Source organism: Marinomonas flavescens (assembly GCF_004352835.1).
GTDB classification, from domain to species: domain Bacteria; phylum Pseudomonadota; class Gammaproteobacteria; order Pseudomonadales; family Marinomonadaceae; genus Marinomonas; species Marinomonas flavescens.
Genome location: NZ_SJSB01000007.1, coordinates 156,674 through 173,358 on the forward strand (window position 1 = coordinate 156,674; position 16,685 = coordinate 173,358).

The 16,685-nt window shown below is 43.2% G+C and carries 15 protein-coding genes and 1 riboswitch; of the genes, 2 read left to right on the plus strand and 13 right to left on the minus strand.

The window, feature by feature from the left end; genetic code table 11:
- Window positions 1–147: 147 nt before the first annotated feature.
- The 6 genes from E0D70_RS09370 to rpsF all read right to left on the minus strand — a co-directional run bounded on the left by E0D70_RS09370 (window position 148) and on the right by rpsF (window position 5,332).
- Window positions 148–1,710, minus strand: coding sequence for a methyl-accepting chemotaxis protein (locus E0D70_RS09370; RefSeq protein ID WP_133012013.1), 1,563 nt, complete (start codon window positions 1,708–1,710; stop codon window positions 148–150).
- A 104-nt stretch (window positions 1,711–1,814) separates the two neighbouring features.
- Window positions 1,815–3,197: a replicative DNA helicase gene (gene dnaB / locus E0D70_RS09375; RefSeq protein ID WP_133012014.1), complete on the minus strand. Its 1,383-nt coding sequence runs from the start codon at window positions 3,195–3,197 to the stop codon at window positions 1,815–1,817.
- A 122-nt stretch (window positions 3,198–3,319) separates the two neighbouring features.
- Window positions 3,320–3,763, minus strand: coding sequence for a 50S ribosomal protein L9 (rplI, locus tag E0D70_RS09380; RefSeq protein ID WP_133012015.1), 444 nt, complete (start codon window positions 3,761–3,763; stop codon window positions 3,320–3,322).
- 29 nt (window positions 3,764–3,792) lie between these two features.
- On the minus strand, window positions 3,793–4,647 hold the full coding sequence (locus E0D70_RS09385) for a hypothetical protein (RefSeq protein WP_133012016.1): 855 nt from the start codon (window positions 4,645–4,647) through the stop codon (window positions 3,793–3,795).
- A 21-nt stretch (window positions 4,648–4,668) separates the two neighbouring features.
- On the minus strand, window positions 4,669–4,899 hold the full coding sequence (gene rpsR, locus E0D70_RS09390) for a 30S ribosomal protein S18 (protein WP_036161308.1): 231 nt from the start codon (window positions 4,897–4,899) through the stop codon (window positions 4,669–4,671).
- A 25-nt stretch (window positions 4,900–4,924) separates the two neighbouring features.
- Window positions 4,925–5,332, minus strand: coding sequence for a 30S ribosomal protein S6 (gene rpsF, locus E0D70_RS09395; protein ID WP_133012017.1), 408 nt, complete (start codon window positions 5,330–5,332; stop codon window positions 4,925–4,927).
- Window positions 5,333–5,668: 336 nt separating this feature from the next.
- Between rpsF and E0D70_RS09400 the strand changes: the two genes are divergently transcribed.
- Complete coding sequence (locus tag E0D70_RS09400) at window positions 5,669–6,571, plus strand: DMT family transporter (protein WP_133012018.1); 903 nt, start codon at window positions 5,669–5,671, stop codon at window positions 6,569–6,571.
- 3 nt (window positions 6,572–6,574) lie between these two features.
- Here E0D70_RS09400 and E0D70_RS09405 read toward each other — a convergent pair whose 3' ends face one another.
- The 7 genes from E0D70_RS09405 to hldE all read right to left on the minus strand — a co-directional run bounded on the left by E0D70_RS09405 (window position 6,575) and on the right by hldE (window position 15,435).
- The gene (locus E0D70_RS09405) at window positions 6,575–7,453 is read right to left on the minus strand and encodes a DMT family transporter (protein ID WP_240537058.1); all 879 of its coding nucleotides are present in this window, start codon (window positions 7,451–7,453) and stop codon (window positions 6,575–6,577) included.
- A 52-nt stretch (window positions 7,454–7,505) separates the two neighbouring features.
- Entirely contained in the window at window positions 7,506–8,219 is a 714-nt protein-coding gene (locus E0D70_RS09410) for a thiamine ABC transporter ATP-binding protein (protein ID WP_133012019.1), read from the minus strand.
- Window positions 8,206–9,810 carry a thiamine/thiamine pyrophosphate ABC transporter permease gene (thiP, locus tag E0D70_RS09415; protein WP_207923239.1) on the minus strand — a complete coding sequence of 535 codons (1,605 nt, stop codon included), beginning with the start codon at window positions 9,808–9,810 and terminating at the stop codon, window positions 8,206–8,208. The genes E0D70_RS09410 and thiP overlap by 14 nt, the downstream gene beginning before the upstream one ends.
- A complete protein-coding gene (thiB, locus tag E0D70_RS09420; protein ID WP_133012020.1) occupies window positions 9,810–10,811 on the minus strand; it encodes a thiamine ABC transporter substrate binding subunit in 1,002 nt (333 codons plus the stop codon). The genes thiP and thiB overlap by 1 nt, the downstream gene beginning before the upstream one ends.
- A gap of 44 nt (window positions 10,812–10,855) precedes the next feature.
- Window positions 10,856–10,970, minus strand: a riboswitch (TPP riboswitch).
- A gap of 23 nt (window positions 10,971–10,993) precedes the next feature.
- Window positions 10,994–12,220 (minus strand): 3-deoxy-D-manno-octulosonic acid transferase, encoded by a 1,227-nt coding sequence (locus E0D70_RS09425; RefSeq protein WP_133012021.1) that lies wholly within the window; start codon window positions 12,218–12,220, stop codon window positions 10,994–10,996.
- A 2-nt stretch (window positions 12,221–12,222) separates the two neighbouring features.
- Window positions 12,223–14,007: a lipid A export permease/ATP-binding protein MsbA gene (gene msbA, locus E0D70_RS09430; protein ID WP_133012022.1), complete on the minus strand. Its 1,785-nt coding sequence runs from the start codon at window positions 14,005–14,007 to the stop codon at window positions 12,223–12,225.
- Window positions 14,008–15,435 (minus strand): bifunctional D-glycero-beta-D-manno-heptose-7-phosphate kinase/D-glycero-beta-D-manno-heptose 1-phosphate adenylyltransferase HldE, encoded by a 1,428-nt coding sequence (gene hldE, locus E0D70_RS09435; protein WP_133012023.1) that lies wholly within the window; start codon window positions 15,433–15,435, stop codon window positions 14,008–14,010.
- A 97-nt stretch (window positions 15,436–15,532) separates the two neighbouring features.
- On the opposite strand from hldE, the gene E0D70_RS09440 reads away from it, so the two are divergent.
- The gene (locus E0D70_RS09440; protein ID WP_133012024.1) at window positions 15,533–16,675 is read left to right on the plus strand and encodes an AGE family epimerase/isomerase; all 1,143 of its coding nucleotides are present in this window, start codon (window positions 15,533–15,535) and stop codon (window positions 16,673–16,675) included.
- The last annotated feature ends 10 nt before the right edge of the window (window positions 16,676–16,685 follow it).

Consider the following 16,685-nt stretch of genomic DNA (forward strand, 5'->3'; position numbering starts at 1 on the left):
ACCCTTAACAATAGATTGCGCAAACCATAACAAATACTGACAAGTTTCTCAGCTACTAATGCCATTAAAAAAGCCCAGAAGCTCACTTAACGATAAACGCTAAGCCAGTCTTCTAGGCTTTTATCTAAAGCACTTTCCGCTTCTTATTTAAGACTTCATACGCTCAGCTAAATTTCCTTGCTCGTAAGCCTCTTCTTCAATGTGTGCAATATTCGTCACGGTATTTTCCGCACGCTCAATACTGGCCAAACTTAGGGCATCCACTTCTTGCATCTGATCATTCAGATCTCGCGCGACACTTGCCTGCTCTTCTGACGAAACATTAATTTGCGCGGTCATTTCAACAATGTGCTTAATAGCCGACTCTATTGTCCGCATCTTCTCAGCCACTTGCTCCACTCGGCTTACGCCTTCTTGTGCAACCACGCTGCCTTTATCAATCGCTCGAGTCACATCAGAGGTGTTTTTCTTCAGTTCTTCAGTCATTTCGTTAATGCTTTGGGTAGCCGTTTGAGTTCGGATCGCAAGCGCTCGAACTTCGTCTGCAACAACGGCAAAACCACGACCCGCTTCACCCGCTCGCGCTGACTCGATCGCCGCGTTCAAAGCAAGTAAGTTGGTCTGATCAGCAATATCACTGATCGAATTCACTACGTTATTAATGTTATCGCTACGCTCTGTCAAAATGTCAACAACCGCCTTCGCCGCTGATATTTCAGCATAAACCTGTCTCATCGTATCGCCAGTATCCAGCGCTAAAGTTTGACTTTCACGAGCAGCAATAGCGACCGATTCAGTTGCTTCTGCCGCGCGACCGACGTGCTCTGCAACATCGTTCACACTTTGTAAAAGCTGTGAGCTTGCGGCTACTACGCTTCTAAATGTATCCCGCTGTTTCGTAAAGTTATCCAAGTTCGTCGCCACACTAACTTTAACGCTAGAAGCACGCTTACGTAACTGCTCAGACCCTTCAAGTAAGCGATAACGAAATGTGTTGCCCGCAGCATCTTGATGGATATGAGCGAAACGCACTGCGGCTTTATTACCAATGGTTTTACAATATAAATACTGACCGATTGGGTTCTGAGCTTCGACTGGTAGGTGCTGCAATATGACGCCTAATGATTGTTTTTGGATTAGTAAGAACCACACACCAAGAACGCCAGCTACTCCTCCTATAACCTGCAATGACAAGCTTGCTGACAATAAAGCAATCGCTGCCATCAGCACCACGACAAACATCAAAGGCCACACACTATTAGCAAAAAATGACGCTACCTTAGTGCCTGTAGATATCGCATTTTTCCCTGCATTCAGTCGATCATAAAACATTTGTGCGTGATTAATTTCTTCGCGCGTTGCTTTACGACGCACTGATTCATAACCAATGATTTTTCCGTTATCTAGCAAAGGACTAACATGGGCACTTACCCAATAATGATCACCGTTTGTGCAACGGTTTTTCACTAGCCCCATCCAGCTATTGCCTTTTTTCAAGTGACTCCACATATCAGCAAACACCGCTGGCGGAACATCTGGATGACGAATAACGTTGTGCGCTTTACCAATTAATAATTCACGCTCATAGCCGGCCACATCACAAAAGTGATCATTAACAAAGGTAATACGCCCTTTTGTATCCGTACTTGAGACAATCTGATAATCCGCAGGGAAATCATATTCTTTGTTCGTAACAGGCATTTTTTTCATAAATAGTTCCTGGTCTCTTTATCATATTATTGGCCACTATTCTTGTGGCTTCATTGTCAACTTTATGGAGAATTCACATAAACGAGATACTTAGCTAATGACACTTAATCGTCATCAAAATCACGGTAAGCATCCGGAGCAAGATCTTCAAATCGAGTGTATTTGCCTACAAAAGCCAAACGGCAAGTTCCTATCGGGCCATTACGCTGCTTACCTATAATGATTTCAGCGATGCCCTTATGAGGCGAATCTTCATGATAAACTTCATCACGATAAACGAATGAAATCACATCCGCATCCTGCTCTATCGCACCAGACTCACGCAAATCCGAGTTAACCGGACGCTTATTAGGTCGGTTCTCCAAGCTACGGTTAAGCTGAGAAAGCGCCACAACTGGGCACTCCATTTCTTTAGCAAGCGCTTTCAAGGAACGAGATATTTCAGAAATTTCGTTAGTACGACCTTCTGTATAACCTGGTATTTGCATCAGTTGAAGGTAATCGATCATGATCATAGCAACAGTACCGTCACCATGCTCACGAGCAATTCGACGAACACGAGAGCGCATCTCGGTTGGGCTAATACCTGCCGTATCATCAATGAACAATTTGCGGTCTTTCAGCATTTTGACCGCTGACATTAATTTATCCCAATCCTCTTGTACCAACTGACCGGAACGCATGCGCGTTTGGTCAATCCGCCCTAAAGAAGACAACATACGCATCATGAGCTGCTCGGAAGGCATCTCAAGACTGAAAACAACCACTGGTTTATCCGTGATCATGGTGGCATTTTCCACCAAGTTCATCGCAAATGTCGTTTTACCCATAGATGGACGACCTGCGACAATAATCAAGTCAGACTTTTGCATGCCCGCTGTCATGCCATCTAAGTCGGTAAATCCTGTGCTCAGGCCAGTAATAGCCCCTTCTTGATGATAAAGCTCATCAATCTTATCCACAGTCGCACTCAAAATATCAGAGACAATACGAGGGCCACCTTTTTTCTCACCGCCTTCGGCAATTTGAAAGATTCGGCGCTCGGCTTCATCTAATACTTCGGCAGCCGTCATCCCTTCAGGGTGAAAAGCTCTGGCTGAAATCTCGTTGGTGGTAGAAATAAGGCGGCGTAGGATCGAACGCTCTCGAACAATATCAGCATAAGAACCGATATTGGATGCACTCGGGGTCGCTTCTGCCACTTCGATCAGGTAAGCCATACCTCCAATGGATTCTAAGTCCCCACGCTTATCTAGGCGTTCACCGATGGTCACTACATCAATAGGCTCTGATTCATCCGCTAAGCGCGCAATCACAGTAAAGATAAGTTTATGCTCTGGTCGATAAAAGTCGTCGGCAATAACCAGCTCAGACACTTTTTCCCATGCTTGTGGGTCTAGCATCAAACCACCAACGACAGAGCGTTCGGCTTCGATTGAATAAGGAGGTAGTTTGATAGAAGCTATTTCAGAATCGTTTAATTGCACGTAAAACACCCAAAGCGGAATAGTAAAATAACAGGGAGATTAGCTTATCATGCTAATAAAAAAAGGGCATCTTGCATTAAGCAAGACACCCTTTTTTATTGATCAGTTTTCGTCGAAACGAATTACTGAGCAACAACTTCCAAAGTAACAGTAACAACCACTTCTGGATGCACTTGAATATCAACTTCGAAAGAGCCTGTGTGGCGAATAGCACCTTCAGGAAGACGAATCTCCGCTTTGGCTACTGCAACTTCAGCAGAAATCACTTCAGCAATATCGCGAGTACCGATAGAACCAAAAAGCTTACCTTCATCACCAGCATTTGCTTCGATTTTGAAAGTTTTGCCAGCCAAAGTTAAAGCTCGAGCTTCAGCAGCGGTTGTACGCTCAGCAGCTTGCGCTTCAAGTTCAGCACGACGCTCTTCAAAGCTAGCCAAGTTAGCTTTAGTTGCCATTACGGCTTTTCTGTTCGGAATCAAAAAGTTACGAGCATAACCTGGTTTAACGACTGCAACGTCACCAATACCGCCTAGCTTGTTTACTTTGTCGAGTAGAATAACTTCCATCTCGATCACCTCTAATTAATCAATCACTATCACTTGATGCTGGATGATTTATCTTGGATCCGTTCTCGTATATTTACAAAACTATCAACCACACTCAGTATGATTAATATGTTTACGAAATACACATTTAGAACAAAAAATCCTACAAGATAAAACGCAATTAGCCCAACAATCCCAATTCTTTTTTTTGCTAGAATACCATGTACTAATGCAATGCCTGGCAACACTAATGCTGGAATAGCTGCTTGAGATAAAACAAGGTACGGCCCGCCTAGACTTTCACCTAGCAACACCATTGCACCTAACACCAAGCTAAACGCTAAAGGCAGTCTTAAATGATGAAACTCATCACGTAACCCACCTGGATTATAGAGCCCTGCTTGCCATTTTCTCGCTAAGAATAACGAAGTTACGGCTATCATCGCCTGAATAATGGACAAAGCCACTACCGCTTGATGAAAGATGACACCTTTATCAGGCATCTTCACCCCTTCTGATGTCATGACTCGCTGAATAAGTGAAGTCACTAAGTTCAACATGTCCGACATAAGTAAAGGCAGCAGGAAAGAGCTAATGACGGCAATAAAACTACCAGCCAATAACACCCAACTCCACGACGTTGTCACCCTAAGTAAACAGGCTAACAATGTCACGTTAATCAACACCATTAATGTTGTCGCATCACCTTGGAGTGCCCACAATACTATTGCAGGTAAACAGCCCCAAGCTAATACAGGTATTCCTTCTTTTACACCTTTACGAAGCACTACCAAACCAATAATGGCGGCAGATACCCAAAACAGTAAGGGGATGATACTGAAAACAGCAACGCCAATAACGGCATTGCGCGGACGTGTCATAACCCATTTCGCTAAAGCGCTCATTTTGGTACTTCGTTCCACCTATTAATTAAAGTGGCTATCAGTGTAAGGAAGCAAAGCAATGTAGCGAGCGCGTTTGATCGCAGTCGCTAGTTGACGCTGGTAACGTGCCTTAGTGCCAGTAATACGGCTAGGTACGATTTTACCAGTTTCAGTAACATAACCTTTCAGTGTTTCTAGATCTTTATAATCGATCTGTTTAACGCCTTCTGCTGTAAAACGGCAGAATTTACGACGACGAAAAAAACGAGCCATACGTGTCTCCTAATAAAAATATTGATTAATCTTCAGATTCTTCAGCAACAACTTCTTCAGTTGTTTCGTTGTTACGCTCTTCACGTTGAGGAGCAGAACGACGATCTTCACGACCTTCAGAAGCTTTAATAGGAGATACATCTGTAACCGCATCTTTACAACGAATCACCAAGTTACGGATGATTGCATCGTTATAACGGAAAGTATCGTTCAATTCAGCTAAAACACTGTCAGAACACTCAATGTTCATAAGAACATAGTGTGCTTTGTGAATTTTGTTGATTGGGTAAGCTAGTTGACGACGGCCCCAATCTTCTAAACGGTGAACTTGTCCACCATCTTCAGTGATTAGGTTGGTGTAACGCTCAACCATTGCTGGTACTTGTTCGCTTTGATCTGGGTGAACCAGAAAGACGATTTCATAATGACGCATTTAAGCTCTCCTTATGGATTCTAGTCTCTACGCCCCCCCTGTTATGAAGCCTTGAGACAAGGAGTATAGATTTACAGGGACGCGAATTGTATAGCATACAGAACAATAAATAAACGACTAGATCACATTGAGCGAGTATTCTTGCTGCTAAATGCATATATCTCAAGAAAAGCTTTTTAGCTTACCCGTTAGCCAATTATTCTTCGACGCGATTTAATGTCAAAAGACGTAAACTAAAAAAAGCATTCGACTTAGCTTTTATCTTATCTTCTATAGCGTTAGAGTCTCTTGATAAAATAAATCATAAAAAAGTAACGCTCTAAATAAGGATGTTATATGCCCTCTTTTGCCTACCTATTGCTACCAGTACTTTTCTGGTCTGGTAATTATGTACTTGGACGAATGACTGTATCCGAGGGAATAGATCCTTATACCATTTCATTTTTACGCTGGAGCATTGCTTGCCTAATAATCCTCCCTTTAGCGTATAAAAAAATATGGGCAGAACGGCACATAATTGCCAAAAACTGGCCTTTACTATTACTTTTTAGCTGGTTAGGCATTTGCAACTACAATCTATTTTTATACATAGGCTTAACCTCTACCAGCGTGACTAACGCAGTATTACTTAATGCTATTGTGCCCGTCATCATCCTCATCACAGCAAGAGTGCTGCTCGGGAACAAAACCAGCTGGGTGCAAAATACGGGGATATTTCTATCAACTATTGGGGCGATTGAAATTATCAGCCGCGGTAGCTTAGAAACACTGCTTCATTTGAAAATGTCGCAAGGTGATTTATGGATTATTGTCGCTGCGATTAGTTGGGCTGTGTATTCTGTCCTAATTGCAAAACGCCCGAAGGAAATGTCTCTTATCGGCTTTTTTACAACCACCGCTTTAATTGGTACAGCCATTCAAGCACCGCTTTTTTTCCTCTTTGGAAGCACTCAAATCAGCGACTTATCAGCAACGAACTGGGGGACACTTTTGTATATGGGGCTGTTTGCCTCTCTCGCCGCTTTTCTTTGTTGGAACTTAGGCATACAAAAACTAGGCGCGGCCACAGCAGGACAATTTATACACTTATTACCCGTGTTTAGTATTTCGCTTTCTGTATTATTCTTAGGCGAACACCTTTCTAGCTTTCACTATATTGGAATGCTATTAATTTTCTCAGGGATTTTTATCGCTACATTACTGAATAAGAAACTGATGACATTAAAAGCGGCTAGATAGTCATCATTTATCGCGATTTCTTGCCATGCGGGTACTGATAATAATACTCAAAAAGATCAATGAAATACCCGTATAGGCAAACGCATCTGGCACATGCCCCCAAACGACCCATCCCCAAAAACCACTAAAAACCACGCCAGCGTAGCTAACAGGAGACACAATACTGGCTGGCGCGTAGGAGTACGCTTTTGTGTATAAAAACATGCCAAGGTATAAAGTCACACAGACAACCGCAACAAATGGCCAGCTCGCCATAGGCAGTAACAAGCTATCACCTTGCACTAATACAAGGAATAAAGACAAGAAAGCCGATATTAGAAAATACACTATCATGGTTTCTTGACCGCTCACTTGATGGGACAACATACGAGTCGTCACCATAGAAAAAGCCAAGCCAATAGCCGATAGAAAACCCACTAAATACCAAGGATTTAGATGTGTTGGGGTTGGCTGAATAATACAAGCAACGCCAATAAAACCAATTACAAGAGGGATCCATCTTGTTTTTGGAACCGCTACTCGATGCATAATAAATACCACGAGCGGAACACAGAGCGGCGCGCAATAGCGTAGTAATGTTGCTTCAACCAAGGGCACGTGATTCAACGCTAAATAATAAAATAAGAAACCAGTAAAGCCGCCCAAACTTCGTAAAAAGTGAATTTTCCATATTGATAAGGGGCGTCGTTGCCAACGCCCATGAAGCTGAGGATAAAGTACTATGACACAAAATAAGCTCTGCCAAAAAACCAGAACAGGAACGGCAATCGTTTCCTGAACCTGCTTAGCTGCAAGTCCAGTAACCGACATAATAAAAGCATAGGCAACCGTTAATATGATCCCTTTTTTTAGCATTTGACGCTCATCAACTAATAAAGCCACGCATCCCCTCCCTTTAGCTTATCAAGCAAAAATCAGTGTGTTTTGTAAACCACTAATGCTCTTTTGTCGAGGAGTTAAACAACCCTAGATAATTCGAAAAAGCATCTGGAAGAGATTTAGAAGCAAGAACATCGGCCGATTCGTGAGCAACAACACGGCCGCCTGCAATCAACATAACACGCCCACCCACCAGCAAGGCTTCACTTGGCATATGAGACACCAACACGGTAGTCAGCTGAAACTGCTCGGTAACATTATGCACCAGCGCTAACATCTCTTCTCGTAACATTGGATCGAGCGCACTAAATGGCTCATCCAATAATAAAATCGGTTTATTGCGCACTAACACTCTTGCTATTGCCACCCGCTGAGCCTGCCCACCGGACAAGGCTTGTGGTATTTGATCTCGTTTGTTAATTAGCTGAGTTTGCTCTAGTGCCCAACTTACCTTCTCTTGCTGCTGATCCGTTAACTTCAATGAAGGCTCAAGGCCTATAGCAACATTCTGCCAAACGGTTAACTGAGGAAAAAGGTTATCACTTTGAAACAAAGTAGTAACAGGCCTTTCATAAGGCGCAAGACTGGAAAAATCTTCACCCAAATAAGAAAGCGTTCCACGTCCGTTTAAGTAACCTCCAACCAGTTGAAGTAAAGTACTTTTACCTTCTCCACTAGCGCCCAATAGCGTCGTCATTCCTGGCTCGATTGATACCTGATAATCGGCTCGGAAGTTTTCCCAATTGTACTGGAGATTAATCTCTAACACCTGATCTTCCTCCGATGAGTCGCGTTGATAGATAAAATAAAATAAGACATAAAGAGATTAGTATTACGGCAATACACGCCCCCTCTTCTAAGCGGTACGATCCAACCAATTGGAAAAGATATAACGGTAAGGACACTAATCCCTGACTACCAAACAACGCAATAACGCCCATGTCTCCTAATGAGAGTAACAGCGCATAACCAACAGCCTGAGCAACACTTTTACGGATCAGAGGCCACTCAATTTTAAAACGACACCAGCCATAAACACCTAAACTCAAATACACATTACGAAAACGTTTTTCTTGCTGATACACTACCGGCATCAATACTCTCAGTACGAAGGGTAACGCCATTACCGCATTGACCCAGACAACGACCCAATAACTGGATTGCAAACTAAAGCCAAACTCACGAAGCCATAGAAATAGCCCTGTCGCCAACACCAGTCCCGGCACCATAAGAATCATATTTCCTAGATGCTCTAATTTACTTGGTAGGAACGACCACCAACCTTGGTCCATCGCCTTACGAGCAAGGCCACCAAAGCAGCCAGCAAGCAACAAACTTAACAGTGCTGCAGGTATCGCAATTTTTAAAGAAACCCAGACAGCATGCCATGTCGCCCTTGATAGCAGTGTAGGTAAAAATTTATCTGAAAATATAGGGTCAAAAATAGCCAAAAACGGTGGCAAGACTAATAACAAAGCAATAATCATGATGAACATATCAAAGCCGCGCGCCACCCTACTGTCTCGTACGGAATAAGATTGCACTTTCAACAAGCTGGCATCTTGTTGATTTTTAGGCACCACTTTATAAATAACCATTGCAACTACCGTACAAATGGCCACTTGAAGTAGTGATAAAAAGCTGGCTTTATCTAAATCGAAATCAAAGCGTAACGCCTGATAAATTGCTACTTCCAAGGTGCTCGATTTAGGTCCACCTCCCAAACTCAACACAACAGAAAAGCTTGAAAAACACAGCATAAACACCAGAACAAAAGCACCTGGTAGAACTTTTTTGATATAAGGCCATTCAATAAGCGAAAACGATGTTCCTCTTGAAAATCCTAATTGAGAAGCGAGCCGCCATTGCCCAGAAGGCACAAGACTGTACCCCTGGAGTAACAGCCGTACTGCCAACGGCATGTTAAAAAACACATGCGCCAACAAAATACCTAGTAACCCATAAAGAGGAACATTGATCCCTAACCCTGTCGCTAACCAACCAGATCGACCATAGACCACAACAATACCTAAAATGGCAACAATCGTTGGCACCACCATAGACACAGCAAATAACTGTAGCAGTAAATTTTTACCTTTAAATTTTCGATGACTCAAACAAGAAGCAACCGGAATCGCAATAAGCAAACTAAGTACACTACTTAATAACGCTTGCCATAATGAAAATCGAATAATTCGCCACAAATACGCATTTTGTAAATATCCCCACCACTGTGAGATATCCATATGATGCAATAGAGCCGCCAAACTGGCGGCTCCAATAAATACAAAGAGTAAAACACCGATTAATGCAGGTAACAGCCGCATAAAAAGACGAACAGATGAACGACATTGCCCCATTAGCGTGTCGTTGCTTCAAGCCATTCATTTATCCAAGCTTGACGATGCTTAGCAACCTCATCAGCTGACAGTGTTAGCACCTTCACTGGTTTAGGCAAAGTACTGAAAACCGCTGGCAATGGCTTGGCCTGCTTAACAACAGGGAACATCCAGTTCCCCGTCGCAATAGTAGACTGAAAACCTGGCGTTAGAATAAACTGCATAAATTTCTTAGCCAAAGCAGGATGTGGCGCATTTTTTAACATCGCTGCCACTTCTACTTGTGGATAAAACCCTTCACTCGCGGAGGCCGCTTTATATTGTGTTTTGCCTTCTTCAATCACATGGTAAGCAGGTGAAGTTGTATAACTTAATACCACATCCGACTCGCCTTTTAAGAAAAGACCATACGCGTCAGACCAGCTTTTTGTCACTGTTACCGTGTGCTTTGCTAGCGTGGCCCATGCGTCAGCCGCTTTATCGCCATAAACCGCTTTAATCCAAAGCAACAAACCTAACCCAGGCGTACTGGTTCTCGGATCTTGATAAATAACTCGTAGATTTTGATTTTCAACAATAGATTTCAGGCTGGTCGGCGGTGTTTTTAGCTTGTTTGCATTATAGATAAAGGCAAAATAACCTTGGTCAAATGGCACAAAAATAGGACTCGTCCAAGTATTAGGAGTAACAACATGGCTCGTATTAACACCAGAATCCGCTAACAACCCCGTCTTTTCTGCTTTTTTCATTAGGTTAAGATCGAGGCCTAGCACAACGTCTGCCGCTGAATTTTTACCTTCAAGCTGCACTCGTGATAAAAGGCCAACAGAAGAATCGACGGTGACAAACTTCAATTCACAACCACACTCTTTTTCAAAGTTGGCTTTAATTTTTGGCCCAGGCCCCCAATCAGAAGCAAAGGAATCATAGGTATAAACATTTAAGGTTTCGGCAAAAGAAGCGCTCGAGAAAGACAATAATACCCCCGTGATGGCGCCAGCGCTTAGTAAAAATTTATTCATTGTGTCGCTCCTAAAAGTGAGCGGCGTACAGGGGAAATGGCAAGAAGGGCTTGCTATCTCGATTCCTACGCCAGCATGATCTGGATCAGGTTCAATGGGTTAGCGTATCCGCTTCTCAGTGATGGCTAAAATTCAACCAAAACACCCCATGAGATAATTGTGTTGCTATTGTAATCAGTCGTCTAGCGGAAGTCTATTTCAGATAAAACTCGCGTCACTGCACCTTGATTTTGCTGAGCAAACCGCAAGGCTGCTTGCCCAAGACGATGACACTGACTGTGCTTTCCTGCCAATGAGATCACCACTTCTTGTAGCTGTTCTGCGTTTTGACAGCGAATAGCACCACGATGCTGGATAAGCTGCTCGGTAATATCTGCAAAGTTAAAGGTAAAAGGCCCAACCAGTGTAGCTCGAGCTAACAAAGCAGGTTCAATAGGATTATGACCACCCCGCTTAATAAGACTACCACCGACAAAAGCCAAATCAGCTGCTTGATAATACTGCATCAGCTCACCCATAGAGTCTCCGATAACCACATTCAACCCGGCCCAGTTTGCAGGTTCGATCTCGCTGCGCAACGCGACATGATCAAAATATTCGCAAGCCAGTTCATACACGCTCTGAAAGCGCTCAGGATGTCGAGGAACCAAAATCAGTAAGGCGTCAGGGTATTTTTCCACTAACGCTTGATGGATTTTTAGCAAAGGTTCATCTTCGCCGTTATGCGTACTACCCGCAGTCCAGACAAACGAACTCGACATTTGCCGATGCCAGTTTTGCTCTGCAACCGAGGCCGGCACACTTAGGTCAAACTTAATACTGCCGGTAACCAACACATTGTTAGCCCCCAATGCGCTGAAGCGGTCGGCATCTGCCTGAGCATGTGCCAAGAAACTCGTTGGTAATGCCATCAATCGCTTCGACAAACGGGGAAAGCGCTGGTATTGCTTAAAAGAACGCTCGCTTAAGCGGGCATTAACAATATTGATACGCAGCCCTTTGCGTTTTGCTTGTTGCAGAAGATTAGGCCAAAGCTCTGTTTCTACAATCAGTAGATGACTACAATCAAGCTGCTTTAGAGCACGTTTTACAGAACATCGCCAATCCATAGGCAAATAACGATGGATAACAAAAGGAAATGTCTTTTCAACTTGCTCAGCACCTGTCGGTGTCATCGTTGTAATAAGCATTGATCGCTCAGGGTATTTCTCTACCCATTGAGCTACCAAAGGACGCACTGCCAGCACCTCTCCCACTGACGAACAATGAATCCAAATATCTGCTTTAACTGGCTGCCAAAAACCAAAAGCTTCCCGAGCTCGATACGCAGGATAGGTTTTTCTAAACCGTCGAATTTTAACCAGTATAAGCGGGGTTAATACCAACAACAAAAGACGATAAAGCCACATCGTTATTCAGCAACATCGCTAAATTGTTGGTTATGGAGCTTGGCATAAGCGCCATTAAGAGCCAATAATTCACGATGAGAGCCTTGTTCAACTATTTCTCCATGATCCACAACCGCAATGATATCAGCGTTTTCAATAGTAGAAAGTCGATGAGCAATCGCAATGGTAGTTCGATTTTCCATCAGTTTGTCCAACGCTTGCTGAATAGCCCGTTCGGACTCAGTATCTAGCGCAGACGTTGCTTCATCTAAGATAAGAATAGGAGAGTTTTTTAGGATGGCCCTAGCAATCGCAAGTCGCTGACGTTGTCCACCAGAAAGCAATACTCCATTCTCGCCAACCAATGTGTCTAAACCTAGCTCTAGTTCTTGAATAAAGTCCCAAGCATTGGCCGCTTTTGCCGCCTCTACAACCTCTTCTCTGGACACATCTCTCAAGCCACCATAAGCAATATTGTCCTGAATCGTTCCATTAAAAAGAACCACCTGTTGATTCACTAGAGCAATATTTTTACGGAGGTCACGCAAGGTGTAGTCATTAATATTTTCATTATCTATAAACAGACAGCCATCATCCACATCGTAGAAGCGCGGAATCAAATTAGCTAAGGTCGATTTACCACTACCGGAACGCCCTACCAATGCCAATTTTTTGCCAGCCGGCAGAGTCAAGGTTACGTCGCTTAGTGCATTTTTTTCCATTTTTGGATAACGGAAGGTTAACCCTTTCCAGCTAATATCGCCCTTCAAGCGATCTGCTGTTTTGCTACCAGTGTCTTTTTCGCTGTCTAGATCCAAAAATGCAAAAATACTTTGCGCTGCGGCTATCCCTTTTTGCAAAATACTATTTACAGACGTTAACTGTCTCATAGGTTTGCTCAACATACCTGCAGCACCGATGAAGGCAACAAAATCACCGGCAGACATACTTGCTGAAATAGCAGGATCTAATGCTAACCAAATTAACAATGCCAAAGACAAGGCAATAATAAACTGAATAATAGGCACGTTCAGCGCCTTGGTTAATTCCATTTTTAATTGTGAATGACGATTTTCTTGAGCCGTCTTATGAAAGCGTTTAGTTTCATATTCATTGCCGCCAAAGATCTTAATGACTTCGTGCCCTTTAATCGCCTCAGAGGCAACATCTGTCACGCTTCCCATGGCATTTTGTATTTTCAAACTTAGCTTACGAAAGCGCTTTGAAGCGTAGCGAACAACAAGCCCAATAAAGGGAATGACAAAAAGAAATAATAGAGAAAGACGCCAGTTAATAAAGAGCATATACCCTAGTAGACCAATAACACTTAACCCTTCTCGCAAAATAACCTGAACGGCTTGGGTGACTGAATCCACAACTTGCTCTGTGTCATACGTTAATTTGGCCAGTAAACGACCACTTGGCATACTATTAAAGTAACTCGATGGTAAGGTTACCATTTTATTAAACATGCTAGTTCGAAGGTCAAAAACGACATTGTTAGCCACTTTTGCCATGCAATAACTGCCGAGAAAAGTACCAATACCGCGAATGAAAAATACGCCTAAAATAGCCAATGGGATCAAAGATCGCCCTTCAACTACTTTATCATTAGAAACAACATCCACTATATGTTTAAGCAAAGCGGCCAAAGCTGGTTGCATAGAAGAATATAAAATATACCCAAACACACTTAAGATAAAATACCCCAGTGATGGCTTAACATAGCCTAATAACCTGAAATACAGTGACATTCCAGTTACGGTTTCTTGTTGTTTTTTCACATTCAATGTCGCTTCGTCTTGCATTTACAAATTTGCCTTTTCAATAATGGAGGTTGTGGAATAACCATCAACAAAGGTCAATACTTTTACTTCACCACCATGGGACAACACGTGTTCAGCGCCAACAATACTTTCTATGGTGTAATCGCCGCCTTTTACTAAAACATTCGGACTGAGTGCTTCGATTATTTCTTTCGGTGTATCTTCATCGAACCAGGTCACCCAATCGATCGCCCCGATTCCTTCTAACACAGCCATACGATGCTCTAAATTATTAATCGGTCGTTTCTCACCCTTAAGCCGTTTTACAGACGCATCGGTATTAACCGCAACGATTAATCTATCGCCCAAGGCTTTGGCCTGTTTCATATACGCGACATGACCAGGATGAAGAATATCAAAACAACCATTGGTGAAAACCACTTTTTCGCCGCTCACCTGAGCTAATTTGATTTGTTCCAGTACATCGACAGGTGATAACACACCGAAATTAGTCGTACGGTTGCGCTGATACATGATGGAATCAAGTTGCGCTGCATTGATAGACGCGGTTCCTAGTTTACCTACCACGTAACCTGCGGCTTGGTTTGCGTATTCTACCGCATCAATAAAGCGCTTACTGGTCACATAGACAGCGGTTAACACGGCGACAACCGTATCACCAGCACCAGTCACATCGAACACTTCTTTAGCGGCGGTCGCTAGAGAGAATGGCGGTTTGTCATCGCTCAGCAGTATTAAGCCATCTTCGCCACGAGTGACGAGTAACGCCTCCCAACCAAATTGTTCACGAAGTGTTTTGGCTTTTTCTTCCAACTCTTTTACTGAGCTGCATTTGCCAACAATATTTTCAAACTCAAGTAAATTAGGTTTAACTAAAGTCGCCCCTTTATAGATAGAAAAGTCGTCGCCTTTCGGATCAATAAAACTTGGCACATTAACAGTATTCGACAGCTGAATCAGCGTTTGCACATCGGCTAAGCAACCTTTCGCGTAATCCGAGTAGATAACGGCATCCATATTGGGCAGGCAGTCTTTTACCATGGTAGCTACAGCATCATTTTGGGATAGACTGTCTTCTCGTTCTTCAAAGTCCAAACGAATCAACTGCTGATGACGACTCATCACGCGCAATTTTGTAATCGTAGGCAATGTCTCAGAATAAACAAACTGGCAGCGGACACCTTCTGCTTCTAAACAGCGGGTCAATACTTCTGCGTTTTCGTCTTTTCCGACAACACCAACCAAGGTAACAGCCACGCCAAGTTTAGCGAGTCCAAGAGCGACGTTCGCCGCACCACCAGGTCGATCTTCAATAGTAGAGACCTTTACTACTTGCACTGGGGCTTCGGGCGAAATACGAGATGTGCCACCATGCCAGTAGCGATCTAACATCACATCACCCACAACGAGGATGTGTTTATCCTTAAAATTCAAATATGAAGAGTTCATAGTCACATAATAATCGATTTTTGAGAGCGCTCATCTTATCATACTCACTCAATAAGTTGGACACACCGACATCACAAGTAATAAGGCTAATTTACTCATGCTGAATTCCCCCCTAACTTCCTGTAAAAGTTTCCTTTTTGATCAGCTGCTCGCTAACTGGGCGAAGTATGGTATTGACCAAGATTTGGGCTTTAGCTATGAGAGCATGAATCACGATTGGAGTAGAAAACAAGTAGGTCGTGTGCGCTTATTAACACAATGTCGTCAACTCTATACCTTTAGCCATGCGGTTAGCATGAGTAACAATGAAGAATGGCGCGCCAAGTTATCGCCTTTATTCAATTTTATTGTTGAGCATTATTTCCAAGACGAACGTTGGATATTCTCACTCAATGACGACCTGTCAGTAAAAGACACGCAATCCGATGCCTACGCATTAGCCTTCGTGTTGCTTTCTTTTAGTCATTATTACACCATCACAAAAGACCAACGCGCCCTAGATCTGATGAAGAAAACCCATCTCTTTTTGATGACGCACATGCAAGCCGCTTCAGGTGGCTTTTACGAGGCCTTCCCTGTTGATCCGGCACAATTGCGTCGCCAAAACCCTCATATGCACTTGCTTGAAGGTTATATCGCCGCCTATAAAGCGACCCAAGACGACATTTATAAAGAACAAGTCAGCGTCCTACTCACACTAGCCCTTGAACACTTTTACGATAAGAAAACAAAGACTTTACGAGAGTTTTTCACCCTTGATTGGCAAACTCACCCAGAAACGGGCCATCAAGTCGAGCCAGGACATCACTTTGAATGGGTATGGTTACTATTCCAAGCCAATAAAATCCTTCCAAATTCAGACTACACTGAATTGGCACAACATCTTTGGCGCACAGCATCGCGCTATGGCTTAGCAAATAACGGCGGCATCTATAACCAAATAGATGGTAACGATTACCACCCCTTAGACAAAGAAAAGCGCATCTGGCCGATCACAGAATACCTAAAAGCGATTACCGTCATGCCGATTGGCAAGGAAGAAAAAGAGCTACGACTGACCGAAGCTCTAAATTTTCTTCAAGATCATTATTTTATAGAAAACGGTCGTTGGAATGAGTACCTTGACGCTGACAACCAGCCTAAAGACTTCCCTCTGCCCGGCACCAGCAGCTATCACATTTTTCTCGGCCTCGCCGAAGTGATAAGATGGCAGCAATCTCATTCCAACTTTACCCTCTGAGGAAGAATAA

Bases quoted from the DNA above. Each gene is read 5' to 3' on its own strand.
- E0D70_RS09370 (WP_133012013.1), bottom strand. From the start codon at position 1,710: ATGAAAAAAATGCCTGTTACGAACAAAGAATATGATTTCCCTGCGGAT.
- msbA (WP_133012022.1), bottom strand. From the start codon at position 14,007: ATGCAAGACGAAGCGACATTGAATGTGAAAAAACAACAAGAAACCGTA.
- rpsF (WP_133012017.1), bottom strand. From the start codon at position 5,332: ATGCGTCATTATGAAATCGTCTTTCTGGTTCACCCAGATCAAAGCGAA.
- hldE (WP_133012023.1), bottom strand. From the start codon at position 15,435: ATGAACTCTTCATATTTGAATTTTAAGGATAAACACATCCTCGTTGTG.
- E0D70_RS09385 (WP_133012016.1), bottom strand. From the start codon at position 4,647: ATGAGCGCTTTAGCGAAATGGGTTATGACACGTCCGCGCAATGCCGTT.
- E0D70_RS09440 (WP_133012024.1), top strand. From the start codon at position 15,533: ATGCTGAATTCCCCCCTAACTTCCTGTAAAAGTTTCCTTTTTGATCAG.
- thiB (WP_133012020.1), bottom strand. From the start codon at position 10,811: ATGAATAAATTTTTACTAAGCGCTGGCGCCATCACGGGGGTATTATTG.
- thiP (WP_207923239.1), bottom strand. From the start codon at position 9,810: ATGGGGCAATGTCGTTCATCTGTTCGTCTTTTTATGCGGCTGTTACCT.
- E0D70_RS09400 (WP_133012018.1), top strand. From the start codon at position 5,669: ATGCCCTCTTTTGCCTACCTATTGCTACCAGTACTTTTCTGGTCTGGT.
- rpsR (WP_036161308.1), bottom strand. From the start codon at position 4,899: ATGGCTCGTTTTTTTCGTCGTCGTAAATTCTGCCGTTTTACAGCAGAA.
- E0D70_RS09425 (WP_133012021.1), bottom strand. From the start codon at position 12,220: ATGTGGCTTTATCGTCTTTTGTTGTTGGTATTAACCCCGCTTATACTG.
- rplI (WP_133012015.1), bottom strand. From the start codon at position 3,763: ATGGAAGTTATTCTACTCGACAAAGTAAACAAGCTAGGCGGTATTGGT.